The 15,490-nt window shown below is 58.3% G+C and carries 16 protein-coding genes; 15 read left to right on the top strand and 1 reads right to left on the bottom strand.

Going from position 1 to position 15,490, the window contains the following annotated elements:
- The first annotated feature begins 33 nt into the window (after positions 1 to 33).
- The 11 genes from RMR24_RS00995 to corA all read left to right on the top strand — a co-directional run bounded on the left by RMR24_RS00995 (position 34) and on the right by corA (position 8,872).
- Positions 34 to 465 carry a MerR family DNA-binding transcriptional regulator gene (locus tag RMR24_RS00995; RefSeq protein WP_310613226.1) on the top strand — a complete coding sequence of 144 codons (432 nt, stop codon included), beginning with the start codon at positions 34 to 36 and terminating at the stop codon, positions 463 to 465.
- Entirely contained in the window at positions 462 to 908 is a 447-nt protein-coding gene (locus RMR24_RS00990) for a PaaI family thioesterase (RefSeq protein WP_310613223.1), read from the top strand. Before RMR24_RS00995 ends, RMR24_RS00990 begins: the two co-directional genes overlap by 4 nt.
- An 18-nt stretch (positions 909 to 926) precedes the next feature.
- Positions 927 to 2,108: an isovaleryl-CoA dehydrogenase gene (locus RMR24_RS00985; protein WP_310613222.1), complete on the top strand. Its 1,182-nt coding sequence runs from the start codon at positions 927 to 929 to the stop codon at positions 2,106 to 2,108.
- A gap of 29 nt (positions 2,109 to 2,137) precedes the next feature.
- Positions 2,138 to 2,806 (top strand): carbonate dehydratase, encoded by a 669-nt coding sequence (can, locus tag RMR24_RS00980; protein ID WP_310613221.1) that lies wholly within the window; start codon positions 2,138 to 2,140, stop codon positions 2,804 to 2,806.
- Positions 2,807 to 2,852: 46 nt separating this feature from the next.
- Positions 2,853 to 4,034, top strand: a complete 1,182-nt coding sequence (locus RMR24_RS00975; protein WP_310613220.1) for an acetyl-CoA C-acyltransferase — start codon at positions 2,853 to 2,855, stop codon at positions 4,032 to 4,034.
- A gap of 9 nt (positions 4,035 to 4,043) precedes the next feature.
- A complete protein-coding gene (locus tag RMR24_RS00970; RefSeq protein ID WP_310613219.1) occupies positions 4,044 to 4,709 on the top strand; it encodes an SDR family oxidoreductase in 666 nt (221 codons plus the stop codon).
- A gap of 35 nt (positions 4,710 to 4,744) precedes the next feature.
- The gene (locus RMR24_RS00965; RefSeq protein WP_310613218.1) at positions 4,745 to 5,875 is read left to right on the top strand and encodes an acyl-CoA dehydrogenase family protein; all 1,131 of its coding nucleotides are present in this window, start codon (positions 4,745 to 4,747) and stop codon (positions 5,873 to 5,875) included.
- A 69-nt stretch (positions 5,876 to 5,944) separates the two neighbouring features.
- Positions 5,945 to 6,814: a cupredoxin family protein gene (locus RMR24_RS00960; protein ID WP_310613217.1), complete on the top strand. Its 870-nt coding sequence runs from the start codon at positions 5,945 to 5,947 to the stop codon at positions 6,812 to 6,814.
- Between the two features lie 15 nt (positions 6,815 to 6,829).
- The gene (locus tag RMR24_RS00955; RefSeq protein ID WP_310613216.1) at positions 6,830 to 7,234 is read left to right on the top strand and encodes a YchJ family metal-binding protein; all 405 of its coding nucleotides are present in this window, start codon (positions 6,830 to 6,832) and stop codon (positions 7,232 to 7,234) included.
- A complete protein-coding gene (locus RMR24_RS00950; protein WP_310613215.1) occupies positions 7,231 to 7,902 on the top strand; it encodes an HAD family phosphatase in 672 nt (223 codons plus the stop codon). The genes RMR24_RS00955 and RMR24_RS00950 overlap by 4 nt, the downstream gene beginning before the upstream one ends.
- Before the next feature lie 4 nt (positions 7,903 to 7,906).
- Positions 7,907 to 8,872 carry a magnesium/cobalt transporter CorA gene (corA, locus tag RMR24_RS00945; RefSeq protein WP_310613214.1) on the top strand — a complete coding sequence of 322 codons (966 nt, stop codon included), beginning with the start codon at positions 7,907 to 7,909 and terminating at the stop codon, positions 8,870 to 8,872.
- Positions 8,873 to 8,886: 14 nt separating this feature from the next.
- On the opposite strand, the gene RMR24_RS00940 is transcribed toward corA, so the two are convergent.
- The gene (locus RMR24_RS00940) at positions 8,887 to 9,930 is read right to left on the bottom strand and encodes an AraC family transcriptional regulator (RefSeq protein WP_310613213.1); all 1,044 of its coding nucleotides are present in this window, start codon (positions 9,928 to 9,930) and stop codon (positions 8,887 to 8,889) included.
- A gap of 99 nt (positions 9,931 to 10,029) precedes the next feature.
- On the opposite strand from RMR24_RS00940, the gene RMR24_RS00935 reads away from it, so the two are divergent.
- The 4 genes from RMR24_RS00935 to RMR24_RS00920 all read left to right on the top strand — a co-directional run bounded on the left by RMR24_RS00935 (position 10,030) and on the right by RMR24_RS00920 (position 15,470).
- Positions 10,030 to 11,637 carry a carboxyl transferase domain-containing protein gene (locus RMR24_RS00935; RefSeq protein ID WP_310613212.1) on the top strand — a complete coding sequence of 536 codons (1,608 nt, stop codon included), beginning with the start codon at positions 10,030 to 10,032 and terminating at the stop codon, positions 11,635 to 11,637.
- A gap of 11 nt (positions 11,638 to 11,648) precedes the next feature.
- Positions 11,649 to 12,443 (top strand): enoyl-CoA hydratase/isomerase family protein, encoded by a 795-nt coding sequence (locus RMR24_RS00930; protein ID WP_310613211.1) that lies wholly within the window; start codon positions 11,649 to 11,651, stop codon positions 12,441 to 12,443.
- Positions 12,444 to 12,516: 73 nt separating this feature from the next.
- A complete protein-coding gene (locus RMR24_RS00925; RefSeq protein WP_310613210.1) occupies positions 12,517 to 14,553 on the top strand; it encodes an acetyl/propionyl/methylcrotonyl-CoA carboxylase subunit alpha in 2,037 nt (678 codons plus the stop codon).
- A gap of 8 nt (positions 14,554 to 14,561) precedes the next feature.
- Positions 14,562 to 15,470 carry a hydroxymethylglutaryl-CoA lyase gene (locus tag RMR24_RS00920; protein ID WP_310613225.1) on the top strand — a complete coding sequence of 303 codons (909 nt, stop codon included), beginning with the start codon at positions 14,562 to 14,564 and terminating at the stop codon, positions 15,468 to 15,470.
- Positions 15,471 to 15,490 lie beyond the last annotated feature (20 nt).

Genomic DNA, 15,490 nt, shown 5'->3' with positions numbered 1-15,490 from the left:
ATTGACGTTTACGTAAACGTAAACAAGGCAATCATGGCGACCACCTATTCCATCAGCGACTTAGCGCGTGAGTTTGACCTCACCACGCGAGCCATCCGTTTTTACGAAGACATGGGCCTGTTGCAGCCCGAGCGCTCAGGGCCCGGCGGGCGTAATCGCGTTTACAGCCATCGCGATCGCACGCGCCTCAAGCTCACCTTACGTGCCAAACGTTTAGGGCTCTCGCTGACAGAAGCTAAAGACCTGATCGACATGTACGACAGCCCACGCGACACCGGGCCGCAATTGCAAAAGTTTCTTGTGGTGCTCGACGCACACAAGCGTGAGCTTGAAGCGCAAATGGCGGAAATATTGGCCAACCTCGACGAGGTGAAAGCACACGAGAAGGACGCCCGAGCCTTGTTGGCCAAGCAAGGTGAAAAACCAGCCAAAGCCGTCAAGGTGGCGAAAGCGAGCAAGGCATGACGCACGCCGCATCTGCGCATCCTGAACTCCATGCCCGCATCGAAGCCAGCTTTGTGCGCCAAGGCATGATGCAGCACCTCGGTGCGCGCATCGTGTCCGTGGCGCCCGGTGAGGTCGAAATCGCCTTGCCGTATTCCGAGCGCGTCACCCAGCAGCAAGGTGGCTACCACGGCGGCGCAATGGGGGCATTGGCCGATATCGCCGCTGGCTACGCTGGCCTTACTTGTGCCGCAGATGGCCAAGAAGTGACCACCGTCGAATACAAGATCAACTTTCTCGCGGCATTCTCTGGCGGCGAGCTTCGCGCACGTGGCCATGTGGTGCGTGCAGGCAGGCGCCTCATCATCACCACTGCCGAAGTGGTGCACCTCGACGACAACGGCGGCGAATCACCCTGCGCTTTGATGCAGCAAACCCTCGCGACCGTGAACAAGACCTACTAAGACTAACGGAGACAAACCATGAACAACTTACCTGGCCTCAACTTCCAACTCGGTGAAGACATCGACGCCCTGCGCGACGCCGTGCGCGACTTCGCACAAGCCGAAATTGCCCCTCGCGCTGCACAGATCGACCATGACGACCAATTTCCCATGGACCTGTGGCGAAAGATGGGTGACCTCGGCGTGTTGGGCATCACCGTGGGCGAAGAGCACGGCGGGGCCAACATGGGCTACCTCGCACACATGGTCGCGATGGAAGAAATCTCACGCGCTTCTGCCAGCGTGGGTCTGAGCTACGGCGCACACAGCAACCTGTGCGTGAACCAAATCAATCGCAATGGCACCGAAGCGCAACGCGACAAGTACCTGCCCAAACTCATCAGCGGCGAACACGTGGGCGCGCTCGCCATGTCAGAGCCCGGTGCGGGCTCTGACGTGATCAGCATGAAGCTCAAAGCAGAAGACAAGAGCGGCTATTACCTGCTCAACGGCAGCAAGATGTGGATCACCAACGGCCCCGATGCTGACACCTTGGTGGTTTACGCCAAGACCGAACCCGAGTTGGGTGCGCGCGGTGTGACGGCTTTTTTGATCGAAAAAGGCATGAAGGGCTTCAGCGTCGCGCAAAAGCTCGACAAGCTGGGCATGCGCGGTAGCCACACCGGCGAGCTGGTGTTCAACAACGTGGAAGTGCCCGCTGAGAATATCTTGGGCGGCCTGAACATGGGCGCCAAAGTCTTGATGAGCGGTTTGGACTACGAGCGTGCTGTGTTGTCTGGCGGCCCTCTAGGCATCATGCAATCGGTGATGGACAACGTCATTCCCTACATCCACGACCGCAAGCAGTTTGGTCAAAGCATTGGTGAGTTCCAGCTCATCCAAGGCAAAGTGGCCGACATGTACACCGTGCTGCAAGCCGGCCGCAGCTTTGCTTACACCGTGGCCAAAAACCTCGATTTGCTCGGCACCGAACACGTGCGCCAAGTGCGCAAAGACTGCGCCTCCGTCATTTTGTGGACTGCCGAAAAAGCCACGTGGATGGCAGGCGAAGGCGTACAAATTTTCGGTGGCAACGGCTACATCAACGAATACCCACTGGGCCGTTTGTGGCGCGATGCCAAGCTGTACGAAATCGGTGCAGGCACCAGTGAAATCCGCCGCATGTTGATTGGCCGCGAGTTATTCGCTGAAACTTGCTGAGGAAATAACGGCACTGCGACAATCAACGCATGAGCAAATCACTACAACACCTTTTCGATAACAACCGCGTTTGGGCGGATCGCATGATTCAAGAAAATCCTGCGTATTTCTCACGCCTGGCCAACCAGCAAAACCCCAAGTATTTGTGGATCGGTTGCTCGGACAGTCGTGTGCCTGCCAACCAAATCACAGGATTGGATCCAGGCGAGGTGTTCGTGCATCGCAACGTGGCCAATTTGGTGGTGCATTCCGATCTCAATGCCTTGTCTGTCATTCAGTACGCGGTGGATGCACTCAAGGTAGAGCACATCATGGTGGTGGGGCATTACGGTTGTGGTGGCGTGGTGGCCGCCACGCGTGGCACGCGTGTGGGCTTGGCTGATAACTGGTTGCGCCATGTGCAAGACGTGCGCTTGCGCCATCGCCAACGCCTCAACCATTTGCCGCAAGCCGAGCTTGAGTCGGTCATGTGCGAAATGAATGTGATCGAACAAGTGGGCAACGTGGCGTTGTCCAACGTCATGCAAGACGCATGGGGCCGTGGCCAAAAGGTGACGGTGCATGGCTGGATTTACGGCCTCGACAACGGATTGGTAAAAGACCTCGGCGTCAGCATGAACCATTCTGGTGAAGTGGTTGACGTCTTTCGCAACGCTTTCAAACGCTACCCACGCGGTGGCATGCTTCCCGCTGCGTGACCCTCTGGGTCGGCGTGGCATTTTTCATTTTGTTTTGGAGAACTTCATGTCCGACCCCATCGTCATCGTCAGCGCTGCACGCACACCCATGGGCAGCTTTCAAGGCGACTTCTCTAGCCTAGCGGCACACGACCTAGGTGGTGCAGCGATCAAAGCAGCCGTTGAGCGTGCGGGGATCAACCCCGAGTTGGTCACTGAAGTTTTGTTTGGCAACTGCTTGATGGCGGGCCAAGGCCAAGCCCCTGCGCGCCAAGCCGCCTTCAAAGGTGGGTTGCCGAAGTCAGCTGGCGCGGTCACCCTGTCCAAGATGTGCGGCTCAGGCATGCGTGCTGCGATGTTTGCGCACGACATGTTGATCGCTGGCACACATGACGTGTTGGTCGCCGGTGGCATGGAGAGCATGACCAACGCGCCTTACCTCATGCTTAAAGGGCGTGGCGGCTATCGCATTGGCCACGACCGCATTTTTGACCACATGATGCTCGACGGTTTGGAAGACGCCTATGAGCCAGGCCGCAGCATGGGCACCTTTGGTGAAGACTGCGCGGCTAAATACGGCTTCACACGTGCTGAGCAAGACGCATTTGCCACCGCCAGTGTGCAGCGCGCCAAGGCCGCTAGCGAGAGCGGTGCATTTGCCGCCGAAATCACGCCCGTCACCGTCAAGACCCGCGCTGGCGAAACTGTGGTGTCGATTGACGAAGGCCCAGGAAAAATCAAGCTCGACAAAATCACATCGCTCAAACCCGCCTTCAAAAAAGACGGCACCATCACCGCAGCTTCCAGCTCGTCCATCAACGACGGTGGCGCAGCCATGGTTTTGATGCGCGAGAGCACAGCCAAGCAATTAGGTTGCAAGCCATTAGCCCGCATCGTCAGCCACGCCACCCACGCGCAAGAGCCTGAGTGGTTTGCCACTGCACCCGTCGGCGCCACACAAAAAGCCTTGGCCAAAGCCGGCTGGGCAGTGGAAGACGTGGACTTGTGGGAAGTCAACGAAGCCTTCGCGGTGGTGCCCATGGCATTGATGAAAGAACTCAATGTGTCGCACGACATCGTCAACGTCAACGGCGGCGCATGTGCTTTGGGTCACCCCATTGGCGCATCGGGTGCGCGCATCATGGTCACACTGATTCACGCGCTTAAAGCACGCGGCCTTCAACGCGGCTTGGCTACTTTGTGTATCGGTGGCGGCGAAGGCACGGCTGTCGCACTCGAGCTCGTTTAAGTTTTCCATATGCCAACCGCACTCATCATCGGCGCATCGCGTGGCATTGGGCTTGAGCTGGTTCGCCAATACGTGGCGGACGGATGGCGCGTCATTGCCACCGCGCGTGACGATGCGGGGCGCGATCGCATCCAAGCCCTAGGCGCGCAATGCTTGCGTGTCGATGTGGCCTCGCCCTTCAGCGTCACCTCGTTTGAGTGGATGCTCGATGGCGAAAAGCTCGACCTCGCTTTGTATGTGGCGGGCGTCATCGACCACAACGCAGCCAGCACCCCGCCCACGCAAGACGCGTTTGACCGCGTCATGCACACCAACGTGATGGGCGCGATGATGGTCATTCCGCAAGTTGCTCCCATGGTCGAAGCAGCCAATGGCGTGTTTGCCTGCATCAGCAGCGTGATGGGAAGTTTGCAAGGCACGCACAGCAGCGATGCAGCGCTGTACCGCATCAGCAAAGCTGCGCTCAACATGGTGGTGCGCACCTCGCAGCCCGAATATCCCCGCGTACGCATGGTGGCCATGCACCCAGGATGGGTGCAAACCGAGATGGGCGGAGCCAATGCCACGCTGACGGTTGAGCAAGCCGTCACACGCATGCGCCAAACGATGGCTCACATCAAGCCCGAACACGCTGGCCAGTTTTTGTCTTACGACGGCAGCACCATTGCGTGGTGATGTCTTTTACACAGTCACTTCATAACGGATAAGCCATGTTGCTCACCCCCGACCAAACCATGATTCGCGATGCCGTGCGCGACTTTGCCCAGCAAGAACTCTGGCCCAACGCCGCCAAGTGGGACAAAGAACACACCTTCCCGCACGAGGTGCACAAAGGCTTGGCCGCACTCGGCGCCTACGGCATTTGCGTGCCCGAAGACTTGGGCGGTGCAGGCTTGGAGTACACCACGCTCGCGATTGTTTTAGAAGAAATCGCCGCAGGCGATGGCGGCACCAGCACTGCCATCAGCGTGACCAACTGCCCCGTCAACGCCATCCTCATGCGCTACGGCAACGACGCGCAAAAGAAACAATGGCTCACCAAATTGGCGCAAGGCAACATGCTCGGCGCGTTCTGTTTGACCGAGCCTCATGTGGGCTCTGACGCATCCGCCCTGCGTACAACAGCGACCAAAGAAGGCGAAGAATACGTCATCAATGGCGTGAAGCAGTTCATCACCAGTGGCAAAAATGGCCATGTGGCCATCGTCATTGCCGTCACCGACAAAGGCGCAGGCAAGAAGGGCATGAGCGCCTTCATCGTGCCCACCAATGCACCTGGCTACCAAGTCGCGCGCCTCGAAGACAAGCTCGGCCAGCACAGCAGCGACACCGCGCAAATCAACTTTGACAATTGCCGCATCCCCGCCGAAAACTTGATCGGCGCGGAAGGCGAGGGCTACAAGATTGCGCTGTCTGCTTTGGAAGGCGGCCGCATCGGCATTGCCGCGCAAAGCATTGGCATGGCCCGCAGCGCGTTTGAAGTAGCCTTGCAATACAGCAAAGAACGCGTGAGCTTTGGCACCGCCATCTTCAACCACCAAGCCGTAGGTTTCCGGTTGGCCGATTGCGCCACACAGCTTGAAGCCGCACGTCAGTTGATGTACCACGCCGCCGCTTTGCGCGATGCAGGTTTGCCGTGTTTGAAAGAGGCGGCCATGGCCAAACTCTTTGCCAGCGAAACGGCAGAGCAAGTGTGCAGCGTCGCCATTCAAACCTTGGGTGGCTATGGCGTGGTGAGCGACTTTCCGGTAGAGCGCATCTACCGCGATGTGCGCGTGTGTCAAATTTACGAAGGCACCAGCGACGTGCAAAAAATCATCATTCAACGCGCCTTGGCCTAAAGCCCCAAGCCAGCCCAGGCTGGTGATGCTTGCAGGACAATGGCGCTAGTTTAAAAACGGAGCCGCGCCATGTCCTTTGCCACCACCCACACTGCCACGCTGCTGAAATACGGCGGCATCAGCTTCATTGCCGGTGCTGTGAACCACGGCATGTTCAGTGAAACGCGCTCGGTCATCACCGCTGCATTTGGCGTGTGTTTTTATCTGCTCGGTTCGTGGCTAGACATGCGCGTGCAAGACGCGCAGCGTCAAAGCTGGGCCGATGTGCTGGGCGTGGGCATTGTGTCCTCAATCGGCCTTGGCTTTTTCACCGGTGGCTTGCAACACTTTCCCGATTCGCCCGACCGCAGTCTGTGGGTCGTGCCCTTGGGCTTCACCTTGAGTTTGTTGGGCATGTACTACATGGACTGGCGCAGCCGTATGTCAGTCAATCGCCTCATCACCTATGCTTTGTTCTCTATTGCCGTGGTCTCTGCCTGCTCGGCTTTGGCGTGGACGCAGCTGGCGGGGCAAGCGGGTGAAGGACATGGCCACACGCATGGCGAAGCCACCGCACACACCCAAGACGCGAACAACAGCCCAAGTGCCGAGCTGGCCACACGCACGGTGACCGTCACACTCAGCGACGACATGCGCTTCACGCCCGCTAACTGGCAAGCCACCTCGGGCGAAACTGTGCGCATCCTGCTGGTGAACGCAGGCAAAGTGCGTCACGAGTTCATCATCGGAACAGAGGCAGAGTTACAAGCCCATGCTGACGAAATGAAAAAGCCAAACAATGGCCACAACCACCACACCAGCAACGCCGCCAGTGTGGCCGCAGGCGCCACGGGTGAGCTGCTATGGACCTTCACCGATGCGGGCGTGTTGCACATCGCCTGCTTTGAGCCCGGGCATTACGACGCCGGCATGCGTGGCACGATTTCGGTGTTGCCTTAATTCTTCGAGCTGCATATGACTGCGCTCGTTGTGTGCCCCTGCGGGCGTGCTGATGCCAAGAAACGCCCCGTGGCCTATGCCAATTGCTGTGGCCGTTTTGTCGACCACGTCGACACCACGCCAGCGCCAGATGCCGAACATTTGATGCGCTCGCGCTACACCGCGTTTGTGTTGGCGCGTGCGGATTACTTGTTGGCGACATGGCATCACAACACACAACCCGCATCGCTGGACTTTGATGCCGACGCCAAGTGGCTAGGCTTGGAGGCGCGCGAGCACAAAGTCACAGGCGATGACACGGCCGAGGTGGAATTTGTGGCGCGTTACCGAATCGCAGGTGCCGCGGTGCGTTTGCATGAGCGCAGCCGCTTTGTGCGCGAAGACGGGCGCTGGTTTTATGTGGATGGTGACCAACGATGACATTTGCAGCCGTTTTGTTTGATTGCGATGGCGTGCTGGTGGACAGCGAAGCCATCACCTGCGGTGCCTTGCGCGACATGCTGGATGAAAACGGCTGGCGCTTAAGCCTTGCTGAATGCATGACGCATTTTGTGGGACACGCCGTGCGCAGTCGCGCGGAATTGATCCAGGCGCACACGGGCCGCCCGTTGACCGATGCGTTCATGGACGAGTTTTACCACCGTCGCAATGTGCGCCTAGAAAACGACATCACCGCCATCGACGGCATTCACGATGCCGTGCGTCATTTGCATGAGCGCTGCGAAGGCCGCATTGCTGTGGCCTCGGGTGCAGACAGATACAAGGTAGAAATGATGTTGCACAAAGTGGGGTTGCATCACTTCTTTGAACACCGCATCTTCAGTGGTCACGAAATGCCGCGCAGCAAACCCCACCCCGATGTTTACTTGGCTGCCGCCGCACATTTGCAGATGAACCCCGCGCGGTGCTTGGTGGTGGAAGATACGACGGTCGGTATAAAAGCTGGCGTGGCTGCGGGCGCTACTGTGTGGGCCTATGCGCCGCCGCCTGCACCAACGGATGTCCTCACGCAGGCGGGTGCCGCACATGTGTTTGCACACATGACTCAGTTGCCCACGTTGTTTTCTGAAAAATTAACCCAAGGTTGACAAGATGCTGATCAATTGCGTGGCCTACCAAGATGGCCAAAAACTGGCCGATATTGACATTGCAAACATCAGTGATTGGTTGGCCAAGCCCGACTGTTTCATTTGGGTGGCGATGCGCGATGCGTCTGCGCAAGAGCTCCAAATGATGCAAGAGGAGTTTGACCTACACCCCTTGGCCATTGAGGATGCAGCCCATGGGCATCAGCGTCCCAAAATTGAAGAGTATGGCGAAACCGTCTTCATCGTCATGCAGCTGCCAGAGATGCATGAGGGTGAGGTGCAGGTGGGCGAAGTGGCGGTGTTTGTGGGGCGTAATTTTGTACTGTCCGTGCGCCGCAGCAGCCAACAAAACTTTTTGGGTGTGCGCGAGCGTTGTGAGCGGGAGCCTGAATTGCTCAAACAAGGCTCAGGTTTTGTGTCGTATGCCTTGATGGATGCGGTGGTTGACCGTTATTTCCCCTTGGTCGATGCACTTGAAGTCGAGCTTGAAGAAGTGGAGGCGCAAATTTTTGAGCGTGGTGCTGCTCGCTCGAACATAGAGCGCCTGTATGCGCTCAAACACCGCACCTCCACCATGCGCCATGCCGTTGTGCCCTTGCTGGAAGTGGTGGGCAAGTTGCACGGTGGACGCGTGCCTGCGGTGTGCATGGCCAGCCAAGAATATTTCCGCGACGTGCATGACCACTTGGCGCGTATCAATGGTGCGATAGATGCCATCCGCGACACCATCGCCACCGCGATTCAGGTGAACTTGTCCTTGGTCACGATCGAAGAGTCTGAGGTCACCAAGCGCTTGGCCGCTTGGGCTGCCATCTTTGCTGTGTCAACGGCGCTGGCTGGTATTTGGGGCATGAACTTTGAGGTGATGCCCGAGCTGAAATGGGAGTATGGCTACCCCATGGCCTTGCTTGTGATTGGCTCTATTGCAAGCTTGTTGTATTGGCGGTTCCGCCGCCGTGGTTGGTTGTGAGGTGTGACGTTGCGTCAGCGCAATTGCTGCTGGCGAAACGCTTCGGGTGAGGTGCCCGTCCAGCCTTTGAACGCACGAATGAAACTCTTCACGTTCTGAAACCCTGCCGCCTCGGCCACTTGTTTCAAGGGCCGCGATGTGCGTTGCAGTTGCATCATGGCCACATCCCGCCGCACGGCATCCTTGAGCTCTTGCAAGGATGCGCCTTCTTCTTTGAGTTGACGGTGCAGGGTGCGGGCCGACATGTTGAGCCACGCAGCCAAGTCATCGGCATTGCGGCTGTGCTCGGGGTACTGGGCCAAGGTTTGGCGTACTTTTTCCACCAACAAGCGGTCGCGTCGATAGGGGCGCACGGTCAGCAGCAGAGCGCGTTGCAGCATCTGTTGCAGGGCGGCTTCGTCGCGGCGCACCGGCAGGGCGAGGTAGCCTGCGTCAAACTGCAAAGCGTTTGTTGGCGCATTGAAATGGGTGTGGCCATCAAACAGCACGCGGTAGCTGTCGGCGTGCACGGGCGGCGCAAAGCGCAGATGCGTGGCAGTGAGTGGAATGCGTGAGTCGGTCAGCCAACACGCCACGCCCAGCGCATTGCGCAACACCGACACCACGCAAAACTCTTGAAACACGTCGAGGTCCCGCACCTCGTCCAGTTGCAAGGTGGCGATGCCGTTGCGTTCGCTCAAGCTCAGTTGAATGTCTTCGGTCAACAAGCCGTGATGCCTGCACCATCTGGAAAGCGCCAAGCCCAGCGTGGGCGATGTGAGCGAGGCGCGCACCAACAAGCCATAGCTGCCCCAAGGCAGGCGGCGGCTGAACCAGCCTAGGCCTTCGTCGTCCAGCTCTTGCATGGCGATGGCCGAGATCAGCTCCATCTGCATGGCGGTCACGCGTGTGTTGTTTTTTTTGAGAAGTTTTGGCTCGATTTGTGCCTTTTCTAGCGCGCCGCCCGCGTCTAACCCACGCTGGGCATAAGCAGCCACGATCGCTTGAATAAAAGCAATTGGCGTTTCAGCGCGACCTTGCGCCGGCGCGTGTTCGGGTGTGGAGCTAGGGCTAACCATACAAGGTCTCATTGTGGCAGGATTTGCAACTAATCTGGCGCAGGCCGTGGCAGCAAACGGCCTAAGCTTGGGTGACAACGCCGTAATAGGAAAAACACGATGACTGTTTTGCATTCCCAGCTCAACCCACGCTCTGCCGATTTCGCGGCCAACGCAGCCGCCATGCGCACCGTGGTGGACGACCTCAAAGCCCATCTTGAAAAAATTGCCGTCGGTGGCGGTGAGGCCGCGCGTGCCAAGCACATCGCACGCGGCAAGCTGTTGCCACGCGACCGCGTGCAAATGTTGCTCGACCCCGGCACGCCGTTTTTAGAAGTGGCCCCACTCGCTGCGCTGAATATGTACAACAACGACGCACCGTGCGCGGGCTTGATTGCGGGCATTGGTCGCGTCAGCGGCGTGGATTGCATGATCGTGTGCAACGACGCCACGGTGAAGGGCGGCACCTACTACCCACTCACAGTCAAGAAGCATTTGCGTGCCCAAGAAATCGCGCAGCAAAACAACTTGCCATGTATTTACTTGGTCGACTCAGGCGGTGCCAACTTACCCAACCAAGACGAGGTGTTCCCCGACCGCGACCACTTTGGTCGTATCTTCTTTAACCAAGCCAATATGAGCGCCCAAGGCATCGCGCAAATCGCGGTGGTGATGGGCAGCTGCACGGCAGGCGGTGCCTATGTGCCCGCCATGAGCGACGAAACCATCATCGTCAAAAACCAAGGCACCATCTTCTTGGGCGGCCCGCCCCTGGTAAAGGCGGCGACCGGTGAAGTGGTGACAGCCGAAGATCTCGGTAGTGGCGATGTACACACACGCCTCTCAGGCGTGGCCGACCACTTGGCGCAAAACGATGTGCATGCGTTGGCGCTGGCCCGCCAATGTGTGAAAAGCCTTAACGCACAAAAGCAACCCAACATTGCCACGCACGCGCCAGTGCCGCCGAAGTACGACGCACAAGAGTTGTATGGCGTCATCCCCACCGACACCCGTAAGCCCTTTGATGTGCGCGAGATCATTGCGCGCATCGTGGATGGCAGTGAGTTCGATGAATTCAAAGCACGTTTTGGAACCACCTTGGTGTGCGGCTTTGCACGCATCGAAGGCATGCCGGTGGGCATCATCGCCAACAACGGCATCTTGTTCAGCGAGTCGGCTTTGAAAGGCACGCACTTCATCGAGCTGTGCTGCCAACGCAAAATTCCGCTGGTGTTTTTGCAAAATATCACCGGTTTCATGGTGGGCCGCAAGTACGAAAACGAAGGCATTGCACGCAACGGTGCCAAGATGGTCACGGCCGTGGCCACCGCCGCTGTGCCGAAGTTCACCGTCATCATTGGCGGCAGTTTTGGTGCAGGCAACTACGGCATGTGTGGCCGCGCTTTCAGTCCACGCTTTTTGTGGATGTGGCCGAACGCACGCATCTCCGTCATGGGTGGCGAGCAAGCGGCCAGCGTGTTGGCCACGGTCAAGCGCGACGGCATTGAGGGCAAAGGCGGGCAGTGGAGCGCTGAAGAAGAACAAGCCTTCAAAGACCCGATTCGCCAACAATACGAAGAGCAAGGACACCCCTATTTCGCCACGGCGCGGCTGTGGGATGACGGGGTGATTGACCCCGCAGACACGCGCCGTGTCTTGGCTTTGGGTTTGAGTGCATCGTTGAATGCGCCCATTCCTGAGACCAAGTTTGGTTTGTTTCGCATGTGATGGAGGCTGCGATGACACTACCTTCAAACACCGCACTGAGCATTACGAACCAAGGTGCCATTCGCACCATCACCCTCTGCCGTCCCGATGTGCGCAACGCCTTCAACGACGAAGTGATTGCCGAATTGAAAACCGCTTTCACTGAAGCAGGTCTTGCCGCAGATGTGCGCTGCGTGGTGCTGGCCGCAGAAGGCCCCGCGTTTTGCGCAGGCGCCGACCTGAACTGGATGCGTCGCATGGCCGACTTCACGCGCGACGAAAACCTCGCCGACGCAGGACAACTCGCTGCCATGCTGCGTGCGATTTATGAATGTCCCAAGCCGACCATCGCGCGTGTGCAGGGCGATGTGTTTGCAGGCGGCGTGGGTTTGGTCGCTGCGTGCGACATGGCGGTGAGTGTGGACACGGTCACCTACTGCTTGAGCGAGGTGAAGCTGGGGCTCATCCCCGCCACCATCAGTCCCTATGTGATTCGCGCCATGGGCGCACGGGCGTCGCACCGCTACTTTTTAACGGCCGAGCGCTTCAGCGCAGCAGAGGCGCATCGCATCGGTTTGGTTCACGAAGTCGTTGCCGCTGATGCGCTGGACGCCAAAGTGGCCGAGCTGACCCGCGCCTTGGTGAGTGCCAGCCCGAATGCCGTGCGTGCCTGCAAGCGCTTGGTGCAAGACGTGGCCGAGCGTGACATTGACGACGCCTTGGTGGTGCATACCGTGGCAGGTATTGCCGACATTCGATCTAGCGCAGAAGGCAAGGAGGGCGTGCAGTCGTTCTTGCAAAAGCGCAAGCCCAACTGGCTGCTTTGACTTGCCCCTTTTTCAAGTCGCTTGACCATTTGCAACTTCATGCCTTGCCTTGAATTCAGAAAGACAAACCGTCATGTTTAAAAAAATCCTCATCGCCAACCGTGGCGAAATCGCCTGCCGGGTTGCCGCGACCGCTCGTCGCATGGGCATCAAAACCGTGGCTGTGTATTCGGATGCCGACGCCCAAGCCAAACACGTGCAGGTCTGCGACGAAGCCGTGCACATTGGCGGTAGTGCCCCCAAAGACAGCTACTTGCGCTGGGAGCGCATCTTGCAAGCGGCCAAAGACACAGGTGCGCAAGCGGTGCACCCTGGCTATGGCTTCTTGAGCGAGAACGAAGACTTCGCCAAAGCCTGCGCTGCCGCGGGCCTCGTGTTCATTGGCCCGCCAGCGGCTGCCATTTTGGCGATGGGCTTGAAGGCCGAATCCAAACAGCTCATGGAAAAAGCTGGCGTACCTTTGGTGCCTGGCTACCACGCGGCAGACCAAGACCCCGCACTGTTGCAATGCGAAGCCGACCGCATTGGCTACCCCGCGCTCATCAAAGCCAGCGCAGGTGGCGGCGGCAAAGGCATGCGCGTGGTCAACAGCAGCGCAGAGTTCGCTGATGCGCTGGCCAGTTGTAAACGCGAAGCCATCAATAGCTTTGGTGACGATGCGGTGTTGATCGAAAAATACGTGCAACGTCCGCGCCACATCGAGATTCAAGTGTTTGGCGACACACATGGCAACTGCGTGTATTTGTTTGAGCGCGATTGCTCGGTACAGCGCCGCCACCAAAAAGTGTTGGAAGAAGCGCCCGCACCTGGCATGACCGAAGCTTTGCGCAAACAAATGGGCGAAGCCGCTGTGGCTGCTGCCAAGGCGGTGAACTATGTGGGCGCAGGCACGGTGGAATTCATCGTGGAGCAAACGGGCTACGACCAGCCTGAGACCATGAAGTTTTTCTTCATGGAGATGAACACGCGCTTGCAAGTGGAGCACCCCGTGACCGAAGCCATTACTGGTCTCGACTTGGTGGAGTGGCAATTGCGCGTGGCCAATAACGAACCTTTGCCTTTGCGCCAAGACCAATTGCGCATCCACGGCCATGCCATCGAAGCGCGTATTTGCGCCGAGAACCCCGACAACAACTTCCTGCCCGCCACGGGTACTTTGGCGGTGTATCGCAAGCCTGTGTGCAGCAGCTTCGTCATCAGTGACGTGCCTTCATCGGTACGCATTGACGACGGCGTGCGCGAAGGCGACAGCATCAGCCCGTTTTACGACTCCATGGTGGCCAAGCTCATCGTGCATGGTGACACGCGCGAGCAAGCCTTGGCGCGTTTAGACGAGGCTCTGTCGCAAACCCGCATCGTGGGCTTGACGACCAATGTGCAGTTCTTGCGCCACATCATCCGCACCGATTCATTCGCCACCGCCAAGCTCGACACTGCACTGATTCAGCGCGAAGAAAAAGCCTTGTTTGCGCAAGAGCCTTTGGGGCTGGCACTCACCGCTGCGTCAGTGGTGGCCAACACCTTGCACCGTGAACAAGCCTTGACAGGCAACGACCCTTTCAGCAGCCGCGATGGTTGGCGTGCGTACGGCGTGGCCACGCGCAACTTTGGGTTTGTGTTCCATGGCGAGTCCTATGAAACCGTGCTGACCTATGTCCACGATGGCAGCTTGCATCTGAGCGTCAAGGACGCAGATGGCGATGTGTCGGGCACTTTGTCGTATCGCGAAGATGGCGATGCGCTGCAGATCAGCTTCGCAGGTTATCACGCTCGTGTGCAGGTGTTTCACGAAACACAAGGCCACGATGATGTGGCCCATGTGTTTGCGCCACAAGGTGCTACGCGTATCACCATGGTCGACGCTTTGGCCCACGCAGGTGAAGTGCAAGAGGCAGGAGGTCGCTTGACCGCGCCTATGCCAGGCAAGGTGGTGTCGTTTGCGGTTGCCGCAGGTGACAAAGTCAAGGCCGGCCAGCCGCTGGCCGTCATGGAAGCGATGAAAATGGAGCACACCATTGCCGCACCTGCGGATGGTGAAGTGTTGGAACTGCTCTATGCGCCGGGTGACCAAGTGGCCGAAGGCGAAGAGCTCTTGAAATTGAAAGTGTGACCATGGTTATGAGTTTGCCGCACCGTGTGCGTGTGATGGATGTGGGGCCGCGCGACGGCTTGCAAAACGAAAAACAACCCGTGCCTGCCGCCATCAAGGTCGAGCTGGTGCATCGCCTGCAAGCCGCAGGTTTGAAGGAAATTGAAGTCACCAGCTTCGTGTCGCCCAAATGGGTGCCGCAAATGGCTGACAACGCCGAGGTGATGGCGGGCATCCACCGCGAAGCAGGTGTGCGCTACTCGGTGCTCACGCCCAACATGCAAGGCTTTGAAGCTGCGCTGACCACCAAGCCCGATGAGATCGTGGTGTTTGGTGCAGCCAGCGAAGCGTTTAGCCAAAAGAACATCAACTGCTCCATTGCCGAAAGCATGGAGCGTTTCGCGCCAGTGGTCAAAGCCGCACGCGAAGCGGGCATCACCGTGCGTGGTGCGATGAGCTGCACCATGGGTTGCCCCTATGAGGGAGACATTGCGCCCGAGCGCGTGGGCTACTTGGCAGGCTTGATGAAAAGTATTGGCGTGCAACGCGTGGATGTGGCTGACACGATTGGCGTGGCCACACCGCGCAAAGTGCAAGCCGCCATGGAGGCCACGCTCAGGCACTACGCGCTCAATGACGTGTGCGGTCATTTTCATGACACCTATGGCCAAGCCTTGGTCAACACGTTGGCCGCTTTGCAAATGGGCGTGTGGAACTTTCAGTCGTCAGTGGCAGGCTTGGGCGGTTGCCCTTATGCCAAAGGCGCTACGGGAAATGTGGCCACGGAAGATCTGGTTTACATGATGCACGGCATGGGCATTGACACAGGTATTGATCTCGACAAGTTGATCGACGCCGGCGTGTTCATCAGCGAGGCCTTAAGCCGTCAGCCCAATTCCCTCGTGTCGCGCGCGGTTTTGAACAAACGCGCAGCTTGAGCAGGCGCTGTTCGCTGACA

This window comes from Limnohabitans sp., assembly GCF_031539105.1.
Taxonomy (GTDB): domain Bacteria; phylum Pseudomonadota; class Gammaproteobacteria; order Burkholderiales; family Burkholderiaceae_C; genus Limnohabitans.
The sequence above is the reverse complement of the archived record's forward strand: the minus strand, read 5'-3'. Positions and strand labels throughout refer to the sequence as shown.

Excerpts from the sequence above, each read along its gene's own strand:
- RMR24_RS00930 (WP_310613211.1), top strand. The coding sequence starts at position 11,649 with ATGACACTACCTTCAAACACCGCACTGAGCATTACGAACCAAGGTGCC.
- RMR24_RS00955 (WP_310613216.1), top strand. The coding sequence starts at position 6,830 with ATGACTGCGCTCGTTGTGTGCCCCTGCGGGCGTGCTGATGCCAAGAAA.
- RMR24_RS00960 (WP_310613217.1), top strand. The coding sequence starts at position 5,945 with ATGTCCTTTGCCACCACCCACACTGCCACGCTGCTGAAATACGGCGGC.
- RMR24_RS00985 (WP_310613222.1), top strand. The coding sequence starts at position 927 with ATGAACAACTTACCTGGCCTCAACTTCCAACTCGGTGAAGACATCGAC.
- can (WP_310613221.1), top strand. The coding sequence starts at position 2,138 with ATGAGCAAATCACTACAACACCTTTTCGATAACAACCGCGTTTGGGCG.
- RMR24_RS00950 (WP_310613215.1), top strand. The coding sequence starts at position 7,231 with ATGACATTTGCAGCCGTTTTGTTTGATTGCGATGGCGTGCTGGTGGAC.
- RMR24_RS00965 (WP_310613218.1), top strand. The coding sequence starts at position 4,745 with ATGTTGCTCACCCCCGACCAAACCATGATTCGCGATGCCGTGCGCGAC.
- RMR24_RS00920 (WP_310613225.1), top strand. The coding sequence starts at position 14,562 with ATGAGTTTGCCGCACCGTGTGCGTGTGATGGATGTGGGGCCGCGCGAC.
- RMR24_RS00935 (WP_310613212.1), top strand. The coding sequence starts at position 10,030 with ATGACTGTTTTGCATTCCCAGCTCAACCCACGCTCTGCCGATTTCGCG.
- RMR24_RS00995 (WP_310613226.1), top strand. The coding sequence starts at position 34 with ATGGCGACCACCTATTCCATCAGCGACTTAGCGCGTGAGTTTGACCTC.
- corA (WP_310613214.1), top strand. The coding sequence starts at position 7,907 with ATGCTGATCAATTGCGTGGCCTACCAAGATGGCCAAAAACTGGCCGAT.
- RMR24_RS00970 (WP_310613219.1), top strand. The coding sequence starts at position 4,044 with ATGCCAACCGCACTCATCATCGGCGCATCGCGTGGCATTGGGCTTGAG.
- RMR24_RS00990 (WP_310613223.1), top strand. The coding sequence starts at position 462 with ATGACGCACGCCGCATCTGCGCATCCTGAACTCCATGCCCGCATCGAA.
- RMR24_RS00975 (WP_310613220.1), top strand. The coding sequence starts at position 2,853 with ATGTCCGACCCCATCGTCATCGTCAGCGCTGCACGCACACCCATGGGC.
- RMR24_RS00925 (WP_310613210.1), top strand. The coding sequence starts at position 12,517 with ATGTTTAAAAAAATCCTCATCGCCAACCGTGGCGAAATCGCCTGCCGG.
- RMR24_RS00940 (WP_310613213.1), bottom strand. The coding sequence starts at position 9,930 with ATGGTTAGCCCTAGCTCCACACCCGAACACGCGCCGGCGCAAGGTCGC.